The sequence below is a fragment of the Bradyrhizobium sp. Ken51 genome, assembly GCF_055807435.1.
In genome coordinates, this window is sequence record NZ_JBVVPB010000001.1 from 475349 (window position 1) to 494886 (window position 19538).

19 protein-coding genes are annotated in these 19538 nt (G+C 64.7%); 10 read left to right on the forward strand and 9 right to left on the reverse strand.

The genetic code is table 11. From position 1 onward, the window contains the following. Nucleotides 1-135 precede the first annotated feature (135 nt). Both AC0L27_RS02060 and AC0L27_RS02065 read right to left on the reverse strand, forming a co-directional pair. Nucleotides 136-1242, reverse strand: coding sequence for an amino acid ABC transporter permease (locus AC0L27_RS02060; protein WP_354207062.1), 1107 nt, complete (start codon nt 1240-1242; stop codon nt 136-138). Between the two features lie 2 nt (nt 1243-1244). Further along, nucleotides 1245-2432 (reverse strand): amino acid ABC transporter permease, encoded by a 1188-nt coding sequence (locus tag AC0L27_RS02065; protein WP_354207064.1) that lies wholly within the window; start codon nt 2430-2432, stop codon nt 1245-1247. An 86-nt stretch (nt 2433-2518) separates the two neighbouring features. On the opposite strand from AC0L27_RS02065, the gene AC0L27_RS02070 reads away from it, so the two are divergent. The 4 genes from AC0L27_RS02070 (at nt 2519) to AC0L27_RS02085 (ending at nt 6484) form a co-directional block, all read left to right on the forward strand. Further along, a complete protein-coding gene (locus AC0L27_RS02070) occupies nt 2519-3391 on the forward strand; it encodes a MurR/RpiR family transcriptional regulator (RefSeq protein WP_354207066.1) in 873 nt (290 codons plus the stop codon). A gap of 3 nt (nt 3392-3394) precedes the next feature. Next, nucleotides 3395-4744 (forward strand): aspartate aminotransferase family protein, encoded by a 1350-nt coding sequence (locus tag AC0L27_RS02075; RefSeq protein WP_354207068.1) that lies wholly within the window; start codon nt 3395-3397, stop codon nt 4742-4744. A 12-nt stretch (nt 4745-4756) separates the two neighbouring features. Further along, the gene (locus AC0L27_RS02080) at nt 4757-5770 is read left to right on the forward strand and encodes an amino acid ABC transporter substrate-binding protein (RefSeq protein WP_354056461.1); all 1014 of its coding nucleotides are present in this window, start codon (nt 4757-4759) and stop codon (nt 5768-5770) included. Nucleotides 5771-5833: 63 nt separating this feature from the next. Continuing rightward, nucleotides 5834-6484, forward strand: coding sequence for an aspartate/glutamate racemase family protein (locus AC0L27_RS02085; RefSeq protein ID WP_354207070.1), 651 nt, complete (start codon nt 5834-5836; stop codon nt 6482-6484). Here AC0L27_RS02085 and AC0L27_RS02090 read toward each other — a convergent pair. Then, entirely contained in the window at nt 6481-7128 is a 648-nt protein-coding gene (locus AC0L27_RS02090; protein ID WP_354056465.1) for a TetR/AcrR family transcriptional regulator, read from the reverse strand. The two genes, AC0L27_RS02085 and AC0L27_RS02090, sit on opposite strands and share 4 nt — an antisense overlap. 135 nt (nt 7129-7263) lie before the next feature. On the opposite strand from AC0L27_RS02090, the gene AC0L27_RS02095 reads away from it, so the two are divergent. The 5 genes from AC0L27_RS02095 to AC0L27_RS02115 are packed head-to-tail and all read left to right on the forward strand — an operon-like array spanning nt 7264 to nt 12024. After that, nucleotides 7264-7473, forward strand: coding sequence for a ferredoxin (locus AC0L27_RS02095; RefSeq protein ID WP_007607931.1), 210 nt, complete (start codon nt 7264-7266; stop codon nt 7471-7473). Nucleotides 7474-7529: 56 nt separating this feature from the next. Next, a complete protein-coding gene (locus tag AC0L27_RS02100) occupies nt 7530-8753 on the forward strand; it encodes a cytochrome P450 (protein ID WP_354207073.1) in 1224 nt (407 codons plus the stop codon). Nucleotides 8754-8786: 33 nt separating this feature from the next. Further along, nucleotides 8787-10109, forward strand: a complete 1323-nt coding sequence (locus AC0L27_RS02105; protein WP_354207075.1) for an MFS transporter — start codon at nt 8787-8789, stop codon at nt 10107-10109. 3 nt (nt 10110-10112) lie between these two features. Continuing rightward, nucleotides 10113-10775 carry a sulfite oxidase-like oxidoreductase gene (locus tag AC0L27_RS02110; RefSeq protein WP_275170519.1) on the forward strand — a complete coding sequence of 221 codons (663 nt, stop codon included), beginning with the start codon at nt 10113-10115 and terminating at the stop codon, nt 10773-10775. 25 nt (nt 10776-10800) lie between these two features. Beyond that, on the forward strand, nt 10801-12024 hold the full coding sequence (locus AC0L27_RS02115; protein ID WP_275170518.1) for a bifunctional alpha/beta hydrolase/OsmC family protein: 1224 nt from the start codon (nt 10801-10803) through the stop codon (nt 12022-12024). A gap of 10 nt (nt 12025-12034) precedes the next feature. Here AC0L27_RS02115 and pdxR read toward each other — a convergent pair whose 3' ends face one another. Continuing rightward, nucleotides 12035-13483 (reverse strand): MocR-like pyridoxine biosynthesis transcription factor PdxR, encoded by a 1449-nt coding sequence (gene pdxR / locus AC0L27_RS02120; RefSeq protein ID WP_354207078.1) that lies wholly within the window; start codon nt 13481-13483, stop codon nt 12035-12037. Between the two features lie 82 nt (nt 13484-13565). Here pdxR and AC0L27_RS02125 point away from each other — a divergent pair, with 82 nt between their 5' ends. After that, a complete protein-coding gene (locus AC0L27_RS02125) occupies nt 13566-14480 on the forward strand; it encodes a DMT family transporter (protein ID WP_275170516.1) in 915 nt (304 codons plus the stop codon). On the opposite strand, the gene AC0L27_RS02130 is transcribed toward AC0L27_RS02125, so the two are convergent. The 5 genes from AC0L27_RS02130 to paaE all read right to left on the reverse strand — a co-directional run bounded on the left by AC0L27_RS02130 (nt 14459) and on the right by paaE (nt 19536). Further along, nucleotides 14459-15520 (reverse strand): YeeE/YedE family protein, encoded by a 1062-nt coding sequence (locus AC0L27_RS02130; protein ID WP_354207080.1) that lies wholly within the window; start codon nt 15518-15520, stop codon nt 14459-14461. The two genes, AC0L27_RS02125 and AC0L27_RS02130, sit on opposite strands and share 22 nt — an antisense overlap. Further along, nucleotides 15520-16524, reverse strand: coding sequence for a quinone oxidoreductase family protein (locus AC0L27_RS02135; protein ID WP_354207082.1), 1005 nt, complete (start codon nt 16522-16524; stop codon nt 15520-15522). Before AC0L27_RS02135 ends, AC0L27_RS02130 begins: the two co-directional genes overlap by 1 nt. Nucleotides 16525-16588: 64 nt before the next feature. After that, a complete protein-coding gene (gene paaK / locus AC0L27_RS02140) occupies nt 16589-17920 on the reverse strand; it encodes a phenylacetate--CoA ligase PaaK (protein ID WP_354207084.1) in 1332 nt (443 codons plus the stop codon). Nucleotides 17921-17948: 28 nt separating this feature from the next. Beyond that, entirely contained in the window at nt 17949-18398 is a 450-nt protein-coding gene (gene paaI / locus AC0L27_RS02145) for a hydroxyphenylacetyl-CoA thioesterase PaaI (protein WP_354207086.1), read from the reverse strand. A 55-nt stretch (nt 18399-18453) separates the two neighbouring features. Next, complete coding sequence (paaE, locus tag AC0L27_RS02150; RefSeq protein WP_354207088.1) at nt 18454-19536, reverse strand: 1,2-phenylacetyl-CoA epoxidase subunit PaaE; 1083 nt, start codon at nt 19534-19536, stop codon at nt 18454-18456. Nucleotides 19537-19538: the final 2 nt, after the last annotated feature.

Consider the following 19538-nt stretch of genomic DNA (forward strand, 5'->3'; position numbering starts at 1 on the left):
CGCTCTTGCGGGGAGAGGGTTGGGGTGAGGGGCTGCTTCCGCGAAGACGGTGGCAATTCAACTCGCGGAGATTCCCCCTCACCCGATCGCTTCGCGATCGACCTCTCCCCGCAAGCGGGGCGAGGTGAAGAAGCATCACCTTCCGCTCGTCGCCTCCAGGCTGCGGCTGTACCGCGACATCGCGAAGCAGAAGACAAAATAAATGGCGGCGACGAAGATGTAGACTTCGACGGAGAATTGCTGCCACGCCGGATCGATGATCGCGGTCTTGGCCGTCGTCAGCAGGTCGAAGATCCCGATGATCAGGACGAGGCTGGTGTCCTTGAAGAAGGCGATGAAAGTGTTGACCAGCGGCGGGATGACGTGGCGGATCGCCTGCGGCAGGACGATCAGCCGGTTCTTGCGCCAGTAGGATAGGCCGAGCGCGTCGGCGGCCTCGTATTGGCCGCGGGGGACGGCCTGGAGGCCGCCGCGAATGACTTCGGCAAGATAAGCACCCGCGAACAGGATGATCGCGACCTGCGCGCGCAGGAGTTTGTCGATGTTGAATCCGTTCGGCATGAACAGCGGAAACATCACGCTCGCCATGAACAGCAGACTGACCAGCGGCACGCCGCGGATCAGCTCGACATAGAGCACGCTGAGCGAGCGGATCGCCGGCAGTTTTGAACGCCGGCCGAGTGCGACCAGGATGCCGAGCGGGAATCCGAACGCCAGACCAAAGGTCGCCAGGATCAGCGTCACCGGCAAGCCGCCCCAACGGTCCTGCGAGACGAACGATAAGCCGAATATGCCGCCCCACATCAGCATGCTGATCAGCGCGAGCGCTCCAATCCAGAGATAGGCCAGTTCGCGCCGCCATAGGGCGCGGCGGCTGGAGAGATAGAACAGGGCAATGAAGAGCAGCACCGCCAGCGCCGGCCGCCACTGCTCGTCGAACGGATAGGTGCCAAACAGGATGAAGCGGTATTTCTCGGGGATGATCGCCCAGCATGCACCGACGCCGCGTACCGCGCGGCAGGCGCTGGAATCATTCGCCGGAGTGAGCCAGACCGCATTGGCGATGCCCCACTGCATGAAGCTGAAGATGCCCTTTGCGAGCACTGCCAGCAATACGACCGAAAGGATGCCGTTCGGGATCGACGAGAACAGATTCGTGCGCAGCCAACGCAGCACCGGGTTGCCGATCTGCGGGCGGCGGGCCGCGCGCGGTGCTTCCGGAATGTCGGCGATCGCCGTCATGGTCAGCGCTCCACCAGCGCGATGCGCGAATTGTACCAGTTCATGAAAAAGCTGATGCCGAGGCTGATGGTGAGAAACACCGCCATGATCAAAGCAATGGCCTCGATCGCCTGCCCGGTCTGGTTCAATGTCGTGTTGGCGATCGAGACCACGTCCTGATAGCCGATCGCCACCGCGAGCGAAGAGTTCTTGGTCAGGTTGAGGTACTGGCTCGTCATCGGCGGCACGATCACGCGCAGCGCCTGCGGCAGGATGATCTGCCGCAGCATGAAGCTGCGGCGCAGTCCGAGCGCGTTGGCGGCATCCCACTGCCCACGCGGCACCGACTGGATGCCGCTGCGCACGATCTCGGCGATGAAGGCCGAGGTGTAGGTGACGAGCGCGATCAGTAACGCAAAATATTCCGGCGCGAGCGTCAGCCCACCGACGAAGTTGAAGCCGCGCAACCCAGGCCATTCGATCGTCCAGGACACGCCGAGCAACACGGACACCGCCGCAGGCAGCACAACGAGCAGCCCGAGTACAAAAGGCCAGGCCGGCCGCGGCTTGCCGTCGCGCATTTGCTGCGCGATGAGCCTCCGCCGGATGACATAGACCGCGACAAACCCGAGCACTGGCGTGCCGAGCACCCAAAGCTGCGGCGTCCCGATCGGAATCGCCGGCAAAATCAACCCGCGATTGGACAGAAACACGCCCTCGATCGGCCGCCATGCCGCGCGCGCGGCCGGCAGCGCCTGCATCAGCACGTACCAGAACAGGAGCTGGAGCAGCAGCGGGATGTCGCGGAGCGTTTCGACATACACTGCGGCGAGCCGCGACAGCAGCCAGTTGGCCGACAGCCGCGAGATGCCGATCACCGTGCCCAGGATGGTTGCAAGCACGATTCCGATCACGGCGACGCGCAGGGTGTTGGCGATGCCGACGACGAAGGCCCAGAGATATGAGTCTCTCGGATTGTAGGCGAGCAGACTGTCGGCGATGGGCATGCCGGCCTCACGGCCGAGGAAGGCAAATCCGGTCGTGATGCGGCGCGCGGAGAGATTGGTCACCGTGTTGGACCAGAGGAAGACGATGACCGCGACTGCGATCCCGACCACCACGGCCTGCCAAAACAGGCCTTTCAGCTCGCGCCGTCCGAAAGCGCCGAAGAAGCGGCGGCGCGGCGGCGGTCTCGGAGCGTCTGACGTCACAGCACAAAAATCCTTCTCGAAACGGCGATTTCCGGCGGCGTACGTCAACTGTTGCACCAAACTCTACTTCGTGCAACAAATGTTTCATGGCCGAGCCCGCGAAATCCTCGCCCCTGAGCGAACTGCGCATTGCATTGCCATCGCTTCCGATGCGGTTGCAGGAGGTTGGGCGGTTCGTCGCGGCGAACGATTACGACGCCACTACGCGTTCGATGCGCGATCTCGCAGCGGTGGCCGGCGCCGATCCCGCCGCGTTCACGCGGCTTGCCAAGGCGATCGGCTATTCGGGCTGGGATGAATTGCGCGCCGCACTGACGGAGGCGCGGCGGCCCTCGCAGATAGCGCCTTTCTCCGGCCGCGCCAGGAGCCGCCGCCACGGCCCGAACGCCGATGTCGCGCTCGTCACCGAAAAACTCGAGGCCGAGGCCGCCGGCCTTCCGCGCATCCCGGCCCAGCCAATTGCGGAGGCGGCGCGCGCGCTCCACGACGCAAAACGGATCTGGATCACCGGCTATCGGAGCTGCCGCAGCGTCGCGGAACTGCTGAACTACGAGCTCCGGCTGTTTCGTCCCGAACAGGTGCAACTCGTCGGCGCCTCCGGCCCCGACGATCTCGACCTCGGCGCGTTCCGGCCCGGCGAGGCCGTCATCGTCATCGGCTTCATGCCCTACACCCATGCGAGCGTCCGGGTTGCGCAGGCCGCTTATCGTGCCGGCGCGGCCCTGATCGCGATCGCCGATAGCCTTTCGGCCCCCATGGCTGAAGGCGCCGACCACGTGCTGCTGTTCGAGGCGGCCTCCTCGCCCGGCTTTTTCCCGAGCCTCACCGGCGCCATTGCGATCGCGCAATCGCTGGCCGCCGTGACGTTTTCGCTCGGCGGCACGGCCGCGAAGAAGCGCCTGGAGAATACCGAGGCGCGGCTGGCCGCGGCTTCAACTTACGTTTCAGAGAAAGGTTGACCCATGGCCGCTCGCACCAGCCGCGTGCTGCATCGTTCGCTGCGCGAAACGCCGCCCAAGGCGATCGGTGGCGAAGGCGTCTACCTCTTCGCCGAGGACGGGCGGCGCATCATCGACGCATCCGGCGGAGCTGCGGTCTCCTGTCTCGGCCACCAGCATCCGCGCGTGATCGCAGCGATCACGAAGCAGGCTTCGACCCTCGCTTATGCCCACACAGCCTTCTTCTCGTCCGAGCCGGCGGAGGCGCTGGCCGAGAGGCTGGTCGGCCATGAGCCCGGTGGCCTCGCCTACGCCTATTTCGTCAGCGGCGGATCAGAAGCGATTGAGGCCAGCATCAAGCTCGCGCGGCAGTTTTTCATCGAGCGCGGCGAGCCGCAGCGGCAGCACTTCATCGCGCGGCGGCAGAGCTATCACGGCAATACGCTCGGCGCGCTCGCGGCGGGCGGCAATGCCTGGCGCCGCGCGCCCTATGCGCCGCTGCTCTCCGATGCCTTCAGCCACGTGACTCCCGCCTTTGCCTATCACGAGAAGCACGAGGGCGAATCCGATGCGCAATTCGTCGCCCGGCTTGCAGCCGAGCTCGAAGCCGAGTTTCAGCGCCTCGGTCCGAGTACGGTCGCCGCGTTCCTCGCAGAGCCCGTCGTCGGCGCCACCGCAGGTGCCGTGACGGCACCGGACGGCTATTTCAGGGCGATGCGCGAGATCTGCGACCGACACGGCGCCCTGCTCATCCTCGACGAGGTCATGTGCGGCATGGGCCGCACCGGCACCACGCACGCCTGGGAGCAGGAAGGCGTGGCGCCCGACATCCAGGCGATTGCCAAGGGCCTCGGCGGCGGCTACCAGCCGATCGGCGCGATGCTCGCAAGCGGCAGGATCATCAACACAATCCGCGCAGGTTCGGGCGCCTTCCTGCACGGCCACACCTATCTGGCGCACCCTCTCGCTTGCGCTGCTGCGCTCGCGGTGCAGGACGTGATCCGCGAGGACGGCCTGCTCGACCGGGTCAAGGAGCGCGGCAAGCAGCTCGAGCAGCGGCTCACAGAGCGCTTCGGCAATCACCGCCATGTCGGCGACATCAGGGGCCGCGGCCTGTTCTGGGCGATCGAGCTCGTCGCCGATCGCGCCAGCCGGACCTCGTTCGATCCCGCGCTGAAGCTGAACCAGAAGATCAAGGCGGAGGCCTTCGCCAACGGTCTCGGCTGCTATCCCGGCGGCGGCACCGTGGACGGCATCCGCGGCGACCACGTGCTGCTGGCGCCGCCCTATATCGCTTCGCCGGACGAGATCGACCTGATCGTCGACAAGCTGGGCACCGCCGTCGACAACGTATTGCGTAGTGTCAATCACTGAGGGGAGAATAGCATGATGAGGAAAGTGGTTATCGTAGCCGGCGTGCTCGCGGCATCGACGGTGGTCGCATCGGCGGCAACGCTCGACACTGTGAAGAGTCGCGGCACGCTGATATGCGGCGTCAGCGCCGGTTTTGCCGGCTTCTCCGCGCCGGATTCGCAAGGCAACTACAAGGGTCTCGACGTCGATTATTGCCGCGCGCTCGCCGCCGGCGTGCTCGGCGATGCCAGCAAGGTGCGTTACGTCTCGCTGACCGCGCAGAACCGCTTCACCGCGCTCCAGTCCGGCGAGATCGACGTGCTCTACCGCAACTCGACGCAGACCTATCTGCGCGGTGTCACGCTGGGCCTGCGGCAGGGACCGGTCAACTTCTACGACGGCCAGGGCTTTGTCGTGAAGAAGGACCTCGGCGTGAAGGAGATTAGGGATCTCAAGGGCGCCACCGTCTGCGTCGCCCAGGGCACCACGCATGAGGTCACGCTCGGCGATTACGGCCGCGCCAACGGCATCGACTGGAAGCCGCTGGTGTTCGACCGCGTCGACACCATGTACCAGACCTTCTTCGGCGGCCGTTGCGATGCCATGACCCAGGACGCTTCCGCGCTTGCTGGCGCCGTCACGACCGCGGCGCCGAACGCGGCCGACTACGTCGTACTGCCGCAGACCATCAGCAAGGAGCCGCTCGGCCCCTTCACCCGCAATGGCGACGAGGTCTGGAGCGACATCATCACCTGGCTGCATTACGGCTTGATCGAGGCCGAAGAGCTTGGCGTCACACAGGGCAATGTCGACGAGATGGCGAAGTCGCAGACGCCCGCGATCCAGCGCCTGCTCGGTGCCTCCGGCGATCTCGGCTCGCGGCTCGGGCTCGACAATAAATGGCTGGTCACGGCCCTCAAGGCCACCGGCAATTACGGCGAGATCTACGAGCGCAATGTCGGCAAGGCGAGCCCGCTGAAGCTCGAGCGCGGCCTCAACGGCCTCTGGAGCAAGGGCGGCTTGATGTACGCCGTGCCCTTCAAGTAAACGCTTTGGGTGTCCCGGACGCGCTGCGTCCGGGACACCCGACCTTGTATCAGGTAACGTTCAATGACGACGTCTCCTCGCATCGCGCTGATCCACGCCCTCAAGCATTCCATCGCTCCGATCGAGGCTGCGTTCGCAAAGGCGTGGCCGGAAGCGCGGTTGATGAACCTGCTCGATGACAGCCTGTCGGCGGACCTGGCGCGTGACGGCAAGCTCAATGATGCCATGACCGAGCGCTTTCTTGCGCTCGGTCGCTACGCCGCGGCGACAGGCGCGAATGCGATCCTGTTCACCTGCTCGGCCTTCGGTCCCTGCATCGAGGCGGTTGCGCGCGCGCATGCGCCGATGCCGGTGCTCAAGCCGAACGAAGCCATGATTGAACGGGCGGTGACGATGGGCCGGCGCGTCGGCCTGCTCTCGACCTTCGCGCCGACGCTGGCCTCGATGCCGCCGGAGTTTCCTTCCTCTGTCCAGGTCGTGCCGAAACTTGCTGAAGGAGCGCTGGCGGCGCTCGACCGCGGCGACCGCGCTACGCATGACCGGCTGATCGTGGAAGCCTCACGCGATTTGCGCGATTGCGACGTCATCGCGCTCGCGCAGTTCAGCATCGCGGCAACTGCGCCTCTCGTGGCAGAAGCTACCGGCCGCCCTGTGGTGACCACGCCTGACAGCGCCGTCGAGAAGCTGATGAAGTTGCTGAAAGCGAAGACCTAAGCGCCGGCCTTGTTCCGGCGCCGCGCGCCCTTGATCGCCGCCGCAAGCGCTGCCTTCGTTTCGCTGACAAAATCCTCGACCAGGTCCTCGCGCGTGGCATGGGCCGCCTCGCCGGTGAATAGGCCCTGCTCGGCCAGCATCACCACGCCGTGCAGCGCCGCCCAGATCTTGAGCGCCTGCCGCTCGCGCAGGTAATCGACTGCCGGAGCTTCCAGGGCCTCGATCACGAGCGCAAACGTTTCGCGGGTCGCTTCGTGCAGCTCGCTGCCTTTCGCCGCGCACGACACCGTGCGCGAGGCGAACATCAGGCGATAGATGCCATTCCGGCGTAGTCCGAAATCCAGCGTCGCCTGCGCCAGCAGCGACAGCTTCGACCGCTTCGATGGCTTTGCCATCGCCGCACGCAGAAGCGCGCTGAGTTGCCGGAACGCCTCCGCCGTCACCGCCGCAAGCAACGCCTCGCGATCGGCGAAATGCCGGTAGGGCGCCGGCTGCGAGACGCCCAGCTGCTTCGCAAGCGCCTTGATGCTGATCGCCTCCGTCCCGCCCTGCTCGGCTTCGCGCAGCGCGGCCTTGATCAAGGCGTCGCGGAGATCGCCATGGTGGTAGGTATTCTCGGGCTTGCGGGCAAGTTGTGAACGCATGTTGCGCAGAGCCTATAAGTTTGCGCTTGACAGGGGAAGCCTGCCGCGAATGTAATAGCCTATAACTTGAACAAAAGCTCAGATGGGAGCGCGCGCCGCCTTCGGGTCGGAGCGCACACGACCGAGGGAGCCGCCATGACAGAGCGACTGAGGGTTCACGTCGATCCCGACAAATGCCAGGGACACGCGCGCTGCAAGGCGCTGGCGCCGGAGCTGTTCGAGCTCGACGAATACGGCAACGCCCACGAAGCCGGCGACGGCACGGTCCCACCCGGCCTCGAAGACAAGGCCTGGCTTGCCAAATCCAATTGTCCGGAAATCGCAATCGACGTGATCGAGGAGTAGCGCAGCCGCTGCCGCCCCGCGAGCCTTCCGCGAACAGAGCCCCAAGGGATTTCGAGATGTCCGACGTCAGCCAGCCCGCCGCCCATCCGCCCGTGACCGACTGGGTCCATGATTTCGACCACACCGATCCGCAATGGACGGAAGATCCCTTCCCGATCTGGGACGATCTGCGCGCCGCAAGCCCGGTCGTGCACACCGAGCGCTTCCTCGGTTGTTACATGCCGACGACCTATGAGGCCGTGCGCGAGATCGCCAACGACAGCGAGCATTTCTCCTCGCGTCGCATCATCGTCCGAGACGTTCGGCCGGAGATCACCAGCAGAAACTCCGCCCCGCCGATCACGTCCGATCCGCCCGTGCACAAGCCGGCCAAGCAATTGCTGCTGCCGCCGTTTACGCCGGACGCGATGAAGAAGCTGGAGCCGCGGGTGCGCGCGATCTGCAACGAGTTGATCGACGGCTTCATCACTGAAGTCCGACTGGACGCGGCAGAGCGCTACACCAAGCACATTCCGGTTCGCGCGATCGCACACATGCTCGGCATCCCCGAGACAGACAGCGATCTCTTTATCCGCTGGATCCACATGATCCTGGAACTAGGCATCAAGGACGAAAACACGCTGCTTCAGGCGGTGCAGGAGATGACCGTCTATTTCAGCGCCCATATCGAGGCGCGCAAGAACAAGCCAACCGACGACCTCATTTCCTATCTGATGAATGCCCGGGACAAGGACGGCAATCCGCTCGAGGATTCGCATGTGCTGGGCTCGCTGCGCCTGCTCCTGATTGCCGGCATCGACACCACCTGGAGCGCGATCGGCTCCTCGCTCTGGCACCTTGCCCGGACGCCCACCGACCGCGAGCGCCTGATTGCCGAGCCCGAGCTGATCCCGACCGCGGTGGAGGAACTGCTGCGCGCCTATTCGCCGGTGACGATGGCGCGCGAAGTGGTCAAGGAGACCACGGTCTCAGGCTGCCCGGTCAAGACGGGCAACATGGTGCTGCTGTCCTTCCCGGCCGCCAACCGTGACCCGAAAATGTTTCCGGATGCTGACAAGGTCGTGATTGACCGCCGCGAGAACCGCCACGCCGCCTTCGGCCTCGGCATCCACCGCTGCGTCGGCTCGAACCTTGCGCGCATGGAGATGCAGGTTGCGCTGGAGGAATGGCTGAAGCGAATTCCGGACTTCGCCCTCGATCCGGCAGGCACGGTGACCTGGTCACAGGGAACCGTCAGAGGCCCCCGCCAGTTGCCATTTTTGCTCGGAAAGGCGATGTAGACCTCTCCAAAGAGCGATACGGAGAGGCCGGACGTGACTGAGCAAATAATCCGACCGGCCTCCGACCACATTGACGTTGCCGACGCCAAGCGCCGGATCAAGGCGATCTTCATTGGCTCGATCGGCAATCTCGTCGAGTGGTACGACTTTTACGCCTACACCGCCTTTGCGCTCTATTTCGCACCCGCCTTCTTTCCCGGCAACGACCCTGTCGTCCAGCAGTTGAATGTCGCCGTCGTATTCGCGGCGACCTTCCTGATGCGGCCCCTGGGCGGCTGGCTGTTCGGCTATATCGCCGATCATTACGGGCGGCGCATCTCGCTGACGCTGTCGGTCGTCTTCATGTGCTTCGGCTCGCTGATCATCGCGTTGACGCCGACCTACGCCACGATCGGCTTCGCCGCGCCGGTGATCCTGGCGCTCGCCCGCGTCATCGAAGGCTTGAGTCTCGGCGGCGAATACGGCGCCAGCGCCACCTACCTCAGCGAGGTCGCCGACCCCAAGCACCGCGGCTTCTATTCGAGCTTCCAATACGTCACCCTGATCGGCGGCCAGCTCACCGCGATCATCGTCCTTCTGCTTCTGCAAAAGATCTTCCTCACGCCGGAGGAACTGAGAGCCTGGGGCTGGCGCATCCCGTTTGCGATCGGTGCGGCGCTCGCGATCTTTGCCGCCGTGATGCGGCGCGGCTTGCACGAGACCGAGGCCTTCGAAGAAGCCAGGAAGGTGGTGAAGCCGACCGGCTCGCTCACCAATTTGCTGCGCTATCCCCGCGAGCTGCTCCTGGTGGTCGGCCTGACCGCGGGCGGCACCGCGGCGTTCTACACCTTCACCACCTACATGCAGACCTTCGTCAAGCTTTCGGTGGGGTTGACCGAAGACCAGACCACTTTCGTGATCTTCGGCACGCTGATCTTCGCGACCATCCTGCAGCCGATCTATGGCGCCATCTCCGACAGGATCGGCCGCAAGCCGTTGCTGATCTTCTTCGGCGTCGCCGGCACGCTCGCAACCGTGCCGCTGCTGATGACGCTGAAGGAGACCAAGTCGCCTTTCATCGCGTTCATCCTGATCTGCGCCGCCTGGCTGTTCGTCGCCGGTTACACTTCGATCAACGCCGTGGTGAAGGCCGAGCTGTTCCCGACCAATGTCCGCGCCCTCGGCGTCGGCCTGCCCTATGCTATCACCGTCTCGCTGTTCGGCGGCACGGCGCCGGCGATCGCGCTCTATTTCAAGAGCATCGGGCATGAGGAGTGGTTCTACTACTATCTCGCCGGCATCATCTGCCTGTCACTGATCATCTATTCCACCATGCGCGACACCAAGCACGCCTCCGCGATGCACCGACACGAGTAGCCGATGGCCGAGGACAACGAGCCCCCCGACAGCAAGCTGACGCGCACTAAGGAAAAATGGGCGCGCGAAGGCCGCTTTTTGACCGGCAAGATCACGCGCCCGGAAGATCAGCGCCTGCCGCCCGGCCAGCATCTGACAAAAGATTGGCCGGTGCTCGATCTCGGGGTCGTGCCGCCGGTTACGCGCGAGCGCTGGCGGCTCGACGTCTACGGCGCGATCGAGAACCCCGTGTTCTGGACCTTTGCCGAGTTCGCCGCCCAGAAACAGGCGCAGTTCACCTCCGACATCCACTGCGTCACCACCTGGTCGCGTTACGACAATGAGTGGGAGGGGCTCGCGACCCGCGAGCTGCTCGCGGCCTGCCAGCCGCGCGAGGACGCGCGCTTCATCGTGCTGCACTCCCATGACGGCTACACCACCAACCTCACGCTGGACGATTTCGCCGCCGAGGATGCATTGCTCGCCCATAGCTGGTCGGGTGAGCCACTATCGGCCGAACATGGCGGCCCGGTGCGGCTGGTCGTGCCGCATCTGTATTTCTGGAAGAGCGCCAAATGGCTCCAGGCCATCGAATTCCTGACCGAGGACGCGCCGGGCTTCTGGGAAGTCCGTGGCTATCATAACCGTGGCGATCCCTGGACAGAGCAACGCTATTCGGACGACTAGGTTCAAGCAAGGACGGGGGAAGCTCATGCCGACAGAGCGCTTTCAATTCACTGGCGGAGGCGGCCATCAACTTTCGGCCGCGCTGGAGCTACCCGACGGCGAGCCCGCGGCCTTCGCACTGTTCGCGCATTGCTTCACCTGCGGCAAGGACACGCTGGCCGCCAAACGCATCTCGGTCGCGCTCGCCGCCAAGGGCATCGCAGTGCTGCGCTTCGACTTCACCGGGCTCGGCTCCAGCGAGGGGGATTTCGCCAATTCGACGTTTTCCTCCAACGTGGCCGATCTCGTGCGCGCCGCCGATCATCTGCGCAGCGTCCTCAAGGCGCCGTCGATCCTGATCGGTCACAGCCTCGGCGGCGCCGCGATCCTTGCGGCAGCAGGACAAATCCCGGAAGCCAAGGCGGTTGTGACCATTGCCGCACCATCCGATCCCGCCCACGTCACCGGCCTGTTCAAAGAGCATCTCGACGACATTCGCACGCAGGGTGAGGTCGAAGTCTCGCTTGCGGGGCGCCCGTTCCGGATCAAGCGCGAATTCCTCGACGATATCGCCGAGCAGGAGCTGATGAAGGACATCACCGCCCTGCACAAGGCGCTGTTGGTCATGCATTCGCCGGTCGACGATACCGTCGGCATCGACAATGCGACGAAGCTCTTCGTCTCCGCCCGGCATCCCAAGAGCTTCGTCTCGCTCGATCATGCCGATCATCTCCTCACCAAGCCGGCCGACGCACTCTACGCAGCCGACGTCATCGTGGCCTGGGCAAGCCGGTACATCGACACGGCAAAACCTGCGAAGGCGATGGATCTCCCCGAGGCACCGCGCCGGGTCGTGGTGCAGGAGACCCGCAAGAGCAAGTTCAACCAGGTCGTCAGCGTCGGACCGCACCGTCTGGTCGCGGACGAGCCGGTCGCCGCCGGCGGCGAGGATGCCGGCCCTGGTCCCTACGATCTCCTGCTCGCTGGCCTCGGGGCCTGTACCTCCATGACCATGCGCCTCTATGCCGACCGCAAGTCGCTGCCGCTCGATCGTGTCATCGTCTCGCTGAAACATTCGAAGATCTACGCAAAAGACTGCGCGGAGTGCGAGACGCGCGATGGCATGCTCGACCAGATCGAGCGCGACATCGCGATGGACGGCGCGCTCGATGCCGAGCAGCGCAAGAAATTGATGGAGATCGCCGACAAGTGCCCCGTGCACCGCACGCTGACGTCGGAAATCCGCATCGTGACCAAGGCCGTGGAATAGCGCGCTGGCGCTAGAAGCAGGACGCCATCGTCCGCACCGCCGCGGTGATCTCGCTCTCGCGCCAAGCCGCGAAGCCGAGCAGCAGGCCGTGATCGCGCGGCCTGCCCAGTGCCAAGCCGGACAGGGCACGCGTTTCAACGCCCGCTTCGACCAACCGCTTGACCGCCGCCTGATCGGCGCGGCCGCGCTTGAGGCGGGCGACGAGCTGGAGGCCGCCCGGGGGCACTTCGGCAGCGAGAACGTCGCCCAAATGGCGCTCCAATCCCTCCACGAGGTGATCGCGGCGGGCGTGATAGATCCGGCGCATCCGGCGCAGATGCGCCAGGAAATGCCCGTCAGCGATGAACTCGGCCAGTGCTTCCTGGATGTGGCTCGCGGCGATCAGTCCGATGTGCCGCTGTACGATCTCGAGGATGTTGACCAGTGCCGGCGGAACGACGAGATAGCCGAGGCGGATGTCCGAGGTCATGGCCTTGGAGAACGTGCCGACATAGAATACGCGGCCATGGGCATCGAGTCCCTGCAAGGCCGGCACCGGCCGGCTGTCATAGTGGAATTCGCCGTCGTAATCGTCCTCCACGATCCAGGTCTTGCCGGGCCTGCTCAGGCCAAGAAACTCCGTGCGGCGCGAGAGCGACATCAGGCGGCCGGTCGGGTGCTGGTGCGACGGCGTCATGAAGATCAATGTCGGGGCCGCCAGTCCCGGAATCCGCTGCATGCCCTGCTCGTCCAACCTCATCCCGATCACGCGCGCACCGGACGCACGGAAGGCGGCCGCGGCGCCAGGATAGCCGGGATCCTCGACCCAAACGTCGTCGCCGGGGGTGATGACGGCTGCCGCAATCAAGGTCAACGCAGCCTGCGCGCTCGGCAGAATGAGGATCTGATCCGCCGTCGCGCGCACGCCCCTGCTGGTCGCGAGATAATGCGCCAATGCCTCGCGCAGGCGCGTCCGGTTGACCGGTCCGAACTCGCGCTTGGCCGCGCGCACAGCGCTGCGGCGCAGGCAGCGCGCCCAGACCTCGTTTGGAAACTCCCTGAAATCGCCGGGCCCGGGACGCAAGGGTCTTAGTCGCGCCTGATAGGACATCGGCCAGTCGGTCTGCGTGAGGCTCGAAGCCCAGGGCGAAAGCCGCGGCTTGCCAAGGCGCATGCGAGATGCGACGGCGCCCCCCTCTGCGACGCGCTCGCCGCCGTCGACCGTGACTATCGGACGGCGGCCGTGCGACGTTTCGAGATATCCCTCGGCGGCGAGCTGCTCGAACGCATAGGTCACGGTGTTGCGCGAGACGCCGAGATCGCTCGCAAGCCGGCGGCTCGAGGGCAGCGTGCGGCCTTTGACGAGACGGCCGCTCGCGATCAAGCTGCGGAGCTGGCTCGTCAGTTGAGCCACCAGCCCCTCCTCGTCGGCTCGGTTCAGGTCGATCTGGGCGGAGATCAGGCTTTCCGGAACTGGCACCTTAATCCTTTCCGATCTGGCACTTCTTAAGGTGCCAGATAGAAGCTATCCGCAGGACCGGATTGCTTCAAGGACCTCCGAGATGAACTCTCTTTCCCCCCGCGCGGCCGTTGGCCTGTTCCTCATCGTCGTGCTGGCTTGGGGCGTGAACTGGTCGGTGACGAAGCAACTGGTGCAGTTCGTGCCGCCGCTGTGGAGCGCGACGATCCGGAGCTGGATCGCGCTGGCTGGATTGTTCGTGATCCTCGGGCTCAGCAACAATCTAGTGATCCCGGACCGGCGTGACATTCCGGTCGTCCTAAGCGTTGCACTGCTGCACATGACGCTGTTTTCGGTTCTGGTTGCTTCGGGTCTGCGCTTCCTGCCCGCAAGCAAGGGCGTCGTGCTCGGCTACACCACACCGCTCTGGGTCGCGATCGCCGCGCCCCTGCTCGGGAAGGACACTTTGACGCCGCCGAAGCTCACCGGCGCACTGCTGGGGCTGATCGGCCTGATCGTCATCCTGAACCCGGCCTCGATCGACTGGGCCAATACCAATGTCGTGCTCGGCGCCGGCATGGTTATCCTGGCCGCAATCTCCTGGGCCGGGAACATCATCTATATTCGCGCGCATCGCTGGATCGCCTCGCCGCTCCAGCTTCTGATCTGGCAGGTGCTGGTGGCGACTATCGTGCTGTCAGTGAGCGCGACCATCGCGGAGGGCCTGCCGCGGGTGGAGTGGTCGTGGAGGCTCGTCCTGCTGTTCCTGTATTCCGGGCTGATCGGGACGGTGCTGGCCTATTGGGCGATGTCGATGGTGAACAAGAGTATCTCGGCCCTGACGACCTCGCTCGGCACCACCGCAACACCGCTCGTCGGCATCGCCAGCGCCGCGATCCTGCTGGGCGAGCCGATCAACATGAGTCTTGTCGTCGCGGCGGCGCTGATCGTCACCGGGATCGGTCTCGCAACGCTCGGCGATCGCCTACTGCGTGGTCAGGCTATCGCGAAGGGCTGAACGCGCAGCATCCCGCGCAAGCCCGCCGTCGTGCCGAGCAGGATGCCGGCAAGTGCGACGAACGAGCCGAGCGCGAGCGTCGATACGCCAGTGAGCCCCTGCCCGATCGAACAGCCGAAGGCCATCACGCCGCCGATGCCCATCAGCGCGGCACCAGCCGCCGATCGCAGCATGTGGCGTGGCGATGAATAGCCTTCGAGATGGAAACGACCGGTCGCAAGCGCGGTGACCAGACTGCCAACGAAGACGCCGCCAACTGTCGCGATGCCGAAATTCAGCGTCAGGCCGGTCGAGAGCATGGCATATTGCAGGCTGTCTGCGATCGGCGCGATGAAGGTGAGCGAGGTCACTGGGACGGGGTTGAAGTCATCCGCGCCGAGATAGCCAGTGACGAGCCAGCCGCCGGCGACCAGGAGACCGACGATGACACCGGCCGCAATCTGGCCGGGCGAGCGCCGGAACGCCGGGTGCGCGAAAGCAAACAGGATCAGCACGACGACGATGACGGCAGCAGCCAGCGCGCGCGAAACCGCTTCAGCCGGCCCGAACGTCGCCAACAGCGACGGCAGCGAATTTATGTTGACCGTGGTTTGCGAGGCCTGGACCAGCGCGATGCGCGCCGGCGCGATCAGGCCTTTGAGCGTCATCTGCGCGGCGATGGCGAGCACGACCACCACGACGAAGGAGCGCAGATTGCCGCGACCGAGCAGCACCAGCGCGCGCGAACCGCAGCCGTTCGACAGCACCATGCCGTATCCGAACAGAAGCCCGCCGAGAAACAGCACCGGCACCGAAAAGGATTGTTGAAGGTAGATCGACTTGCCGAGATCGACCATGCCGTAGCCGGCGAGGAATTGGCTCGCTGCGACCGCAACCGCGATCGCCAACGCATAGGTGCGTACCAGCCGCCCGTCCCCCTTCGACAGCCAGCCGCGCATGCTGCTCATCAGGCAGAAGCCGCTGAGCAGGCCGACGGCGCCGTAAACCAGGCCAATGACGAGGCCGGCCAGGATGACGAGTTGGGTGGACGATTCCGTCATCAAGGCTTCAGGATCACGCGATCCCGCGACGAGCCGGCAACGGCGACATAGGCCTCCTTCGCGCGTTCGAGCGGATAGACGGCGTTCGCCTTGATCGGGAACGGTTTCAGGTGCCCGCTCGCGAAGCCCGGGCCGAGGTCACGCAGCACTGCGCCTGTCGCGATCGACGAGAGGCCTAGCGTGTCGATGCCGACATAGGTATGTTGCCCGCGATAGAATTCGAGGATGTTGAACTGCACGATGCGGTCGATCGCGGCGATCAGGATCTGGCGGCCGCGAAGCGCGAGCGACTTGTGCGCCGCCTGGAAATAGGGATCGCCGACCGTGTTGAAGACGATGTCGGCGCCTTTACCATCGGTCAACTCGCGCACGCGCGTGGCGACATCGGTCGCGGAAGCGTCGATCACCTCGATGGACGCGTTGGCATGGCCCTCATAAGGTTCCGCCTTGCGCACCACGCCGATGACGCGCGCGCCCTGCCAGGTCGCGATCTGCACCGCAGCTTGACCGACCTTGCCATTGACGCCGAACACGAGAACGCTCTCGCCGCTCTTCGGCACACCGGCGCGGCGAAACCCCTCCATCGCGGTGACAAAGGGCACGCCGATGCCGGCGGCCTCCTCCCAGGACACGGTCTTCGGCTTATCGACCACCGCGTCGGATTCAACGACGAGATGGCTGGCGTGAGTGCCGTCGCGACGGATGCCGAGATCGCCGGAGGAGCCGAACACCTCGCGTCCGATGGTACCGGCCGGCCCGTCGATCACGACGCCGGCGTAATCGCGACCCGGCGTGCGCGGAAACACGGCGTAGGGCATCAGCCCGGTTGCGGCCTTGACGTCGGAGGGATTGACGGCAGCGGCCCTGACCTCGATCAGAAGATCGCTAGGGCCGCGAGCGAGCGTCTGACGCTCAACCACCGGTGCAATCGCAGCCGCATTCTCGGCCTTGACATTGAGGCGCACGCAGCGCGCGTCGACGGCTTTGGGAACGGCTGTTGACATGGAAAGACCCGCGATTTCTCGCGGGCCTTGTCGCCTTTGGGGACGGTCGAGTCAATCCGTCAACTCAATCCTTCGGCCGCTTGTCGAAGAGCCGCTTGGCCTTGCCGAGCGAGCGTTCCAGCGTGGCCGGCGCAACCACGCTCACCCTGGAGCTGATGCCGATGGTGTTCTTGATGTGAGTCGATATCCGGCTCGCATGGTCGAGAAGGCCCCGGCCATCCCAACTCTCCGGCCGCGCCTCAGCAATGATGGTCAACTCGTCCATGCGTCCTTCGCGGGTCAGTTCCAGAATGAAATGGCCCCCGCACCAGTCGGTGGCGAGCAGAACCTCCTCGATCTGGGTCGGGAACAGGTTGACGCCGCGCAGGATGATCATGTCGTCTGAGCGCCCCGTCACCTTCTCCATCCGCCGCATGCCCGGCCGCGCCGTGCCCGGCAACAGGCGCGTGAGATCGCGGGTGCGATAGCGGATCACGGGAAAGGCTTCCTTGGTGAGCGAGGTAAAGACCAGTTCGCCCTTTTCCCTGTCGGGCAGCACCGCACCTGTATCGGGGTCGATCACTTCAGGATAGAAATGGTCTTCCCAGATGTGCAGTCCGTCCTTGCTCTCGATGCATTCCTGGGCGACGCCGGGGCCGATCACTTCGGAGAGGCCATAGATGTCGGTCGCGTCCATGTCGAAGGCGTCCTCGATCTCGCCGCGCATCGCATTGGTCCAGGGCTCGGCGCCGAAAATGCCGACCTTGAGCGAGCACTGGCGCGGATCGAGCTTCTGGCGCTTGAACTCGTCGAGGATCGCCAGCATGTAGCTCGGCGTCACGGTGATGATGTCGGGCTGGAAATCGTTGATGAGCTGCACCTGCCGCTCGGTCATGCCTCCTGAGATCGGCACCACCGTGCAGCCGAGCTTTTCGGCGCCATAGTGCACCCCTAACCCGCCCGTGAAGAGACCGTAGCCATAGGCATTGTGGATAATCATTCCGGTCCGTCCGCCGGCGGCGCGGATCGAGCGCGCCATCACGTCCGACCATGTGTCGATGTCGCGTTGCGTATAACCCACCACGATCGGCTTGCCCGTCGTGCCGGAGGACGCATGCACGCGCACCAGTTTTTCACGGGGCACGGCAAACATGTTGAAGGGATAGTTGTCGCGCAAATCCGTCTTCACGGTGAACGGAAATTTTGCAAGATCCGAGAGCTCTCGAAAGTCCGACGGGTGCACACCGGCCCCGTCAAAGGCCTTGCGATAATGAGCGACGTTGTCGTAGGCGTGCTTCAGCGACCAGGCCAGCCGCTGCACCTGCAGCGCTATGATCTCGTCGCGCGATGCGCGCTCGTGCGCATCCAGCTCGGCCTTATAGGTGTCGCCACCTTCCTTGAGCCTCGTCAGAGCCATCCTCGTTTCCCCGTATCATTGCTTTTCTTTATTGGTCCTGCGCCGGCAGCCAATTGCCGGAAATAACCCGCGAATGCCCGCGGAATTCGGCGATGACTGTATCGCCGGCAGTGACGCGCACGTCATAGATGCCGGAGCGGCCGCCACGCGTAACCTCCCGCGCCTTTGCGACGAGTCGATCGCCGAGCTTGCCGGGCTTGATGAAGGTGATCTGGCCCTGCGCCGCCACGACGCGGTCGTTATGCGAGTTGCACGCGAAAGCGAAGGCGGAATCGGCGAGCGTGAAGATGAAGCCGCCGTGAGCGATGCGCTGGCCGTTGACCATGTCCGGCCGTACGATCATAGCGAGCGTCGCATAGCCAGGGCCGATCTCGGCGATCTCCATGCCTAGTGCTTTGGAGGCATCGTCCTCCGCCCACATCGCATCGGCGCAGGCGCGGGCAACACCCTCGGGCGACAAGGCGGCCTTGACGTTCACGCGCTTCTCCCGTCCGATTGTTTGCACACGATGTTGTGCTGCCTGGCTCAAGCTGTCAAACGTGGTCGTAGTCGACCACGACCCGCTCCGACGATGGTTTCGCCTGACAGGTCAGGACAAAGCCGGCCTTCAGCTCCCAGGGTTCCAGCGAGTAGTTGATGTCCATCGGCGCCTCACCTTCCACCAGTTTGGCGCGGCAGGTCGAGCACATGCCGCCCTTGCAGGCGAACGGCAGATCGATTCCGGCGCGCAGTGCGGCATCGAGGATCGCCTCGTCCTCGGCGACCGGCACGTCGCGGCGCTTGCCGTCGATGATCAGCGACGCGATCGCTTTCGGCGGCGCGTCCGGCGCAACGATCTTCTTCGGCCGCGGCTTGCCACCGAATTCGGAGACAAACCGTTCGACGTGGATACGTTCTTCCGCGATGCCGAGATCTCGGCAGGTCGCCTCGATGTCCTCGCTCATGCCAGACGGACCGCAGATGAAGACGTGATCGACGCTTTCCGCCGGTACCAGCGAGCGCAGCAGCACCCTCACCTTGTCGCCGTCGAGCCGGCCGTGCAGGATCGGAATGTCCTGTTCCTCGCCGGAGATGACGTGGAAGATCGAGAGGCGGTCGATGAAACGGTCCTTGAGCTCTTCAAGCGCCTCGAGGAACATGATGTTGTCGGTCGTGCGATTGCCGTAGAACAGGAAGAAGTGGCTATCCGGTTCGCGCGCAAGCGTACCCTTGACGATCGACAGGATCGGCGTGATGCCGGAGCCCGCGGCAAAGCCGACATGGATGCGGCCGGCGCCGGCCGGCGGGATCACGCCGAAGCGTCCCGTGGGCGTCATCACGTCCAGCGCGTCGCCGCACTTCAGATCGTCCGCCGCCCAGCTCGAAAACGCGCCACCATCAACCTTCTTGACGGCGATGCGTATCTCGCCGTCGTCGGGGCCGGAGCAGATCGAATAGGAGCGGCGCACTTCCTCGCCATCGAGCATGGTGCGGAGTGTGAGGTATTGGCCGGGCGTGAAGGCGTAGTCGGTCGCTAGCTCGGTCGGGATGGCAAATGTCAGCGATATGGCGTCCGACGCCTCGCGGCGGAGGTCGTTGACGGCCAGGCGATGGAAGCGTGGTGCGGCTGCTGACATGA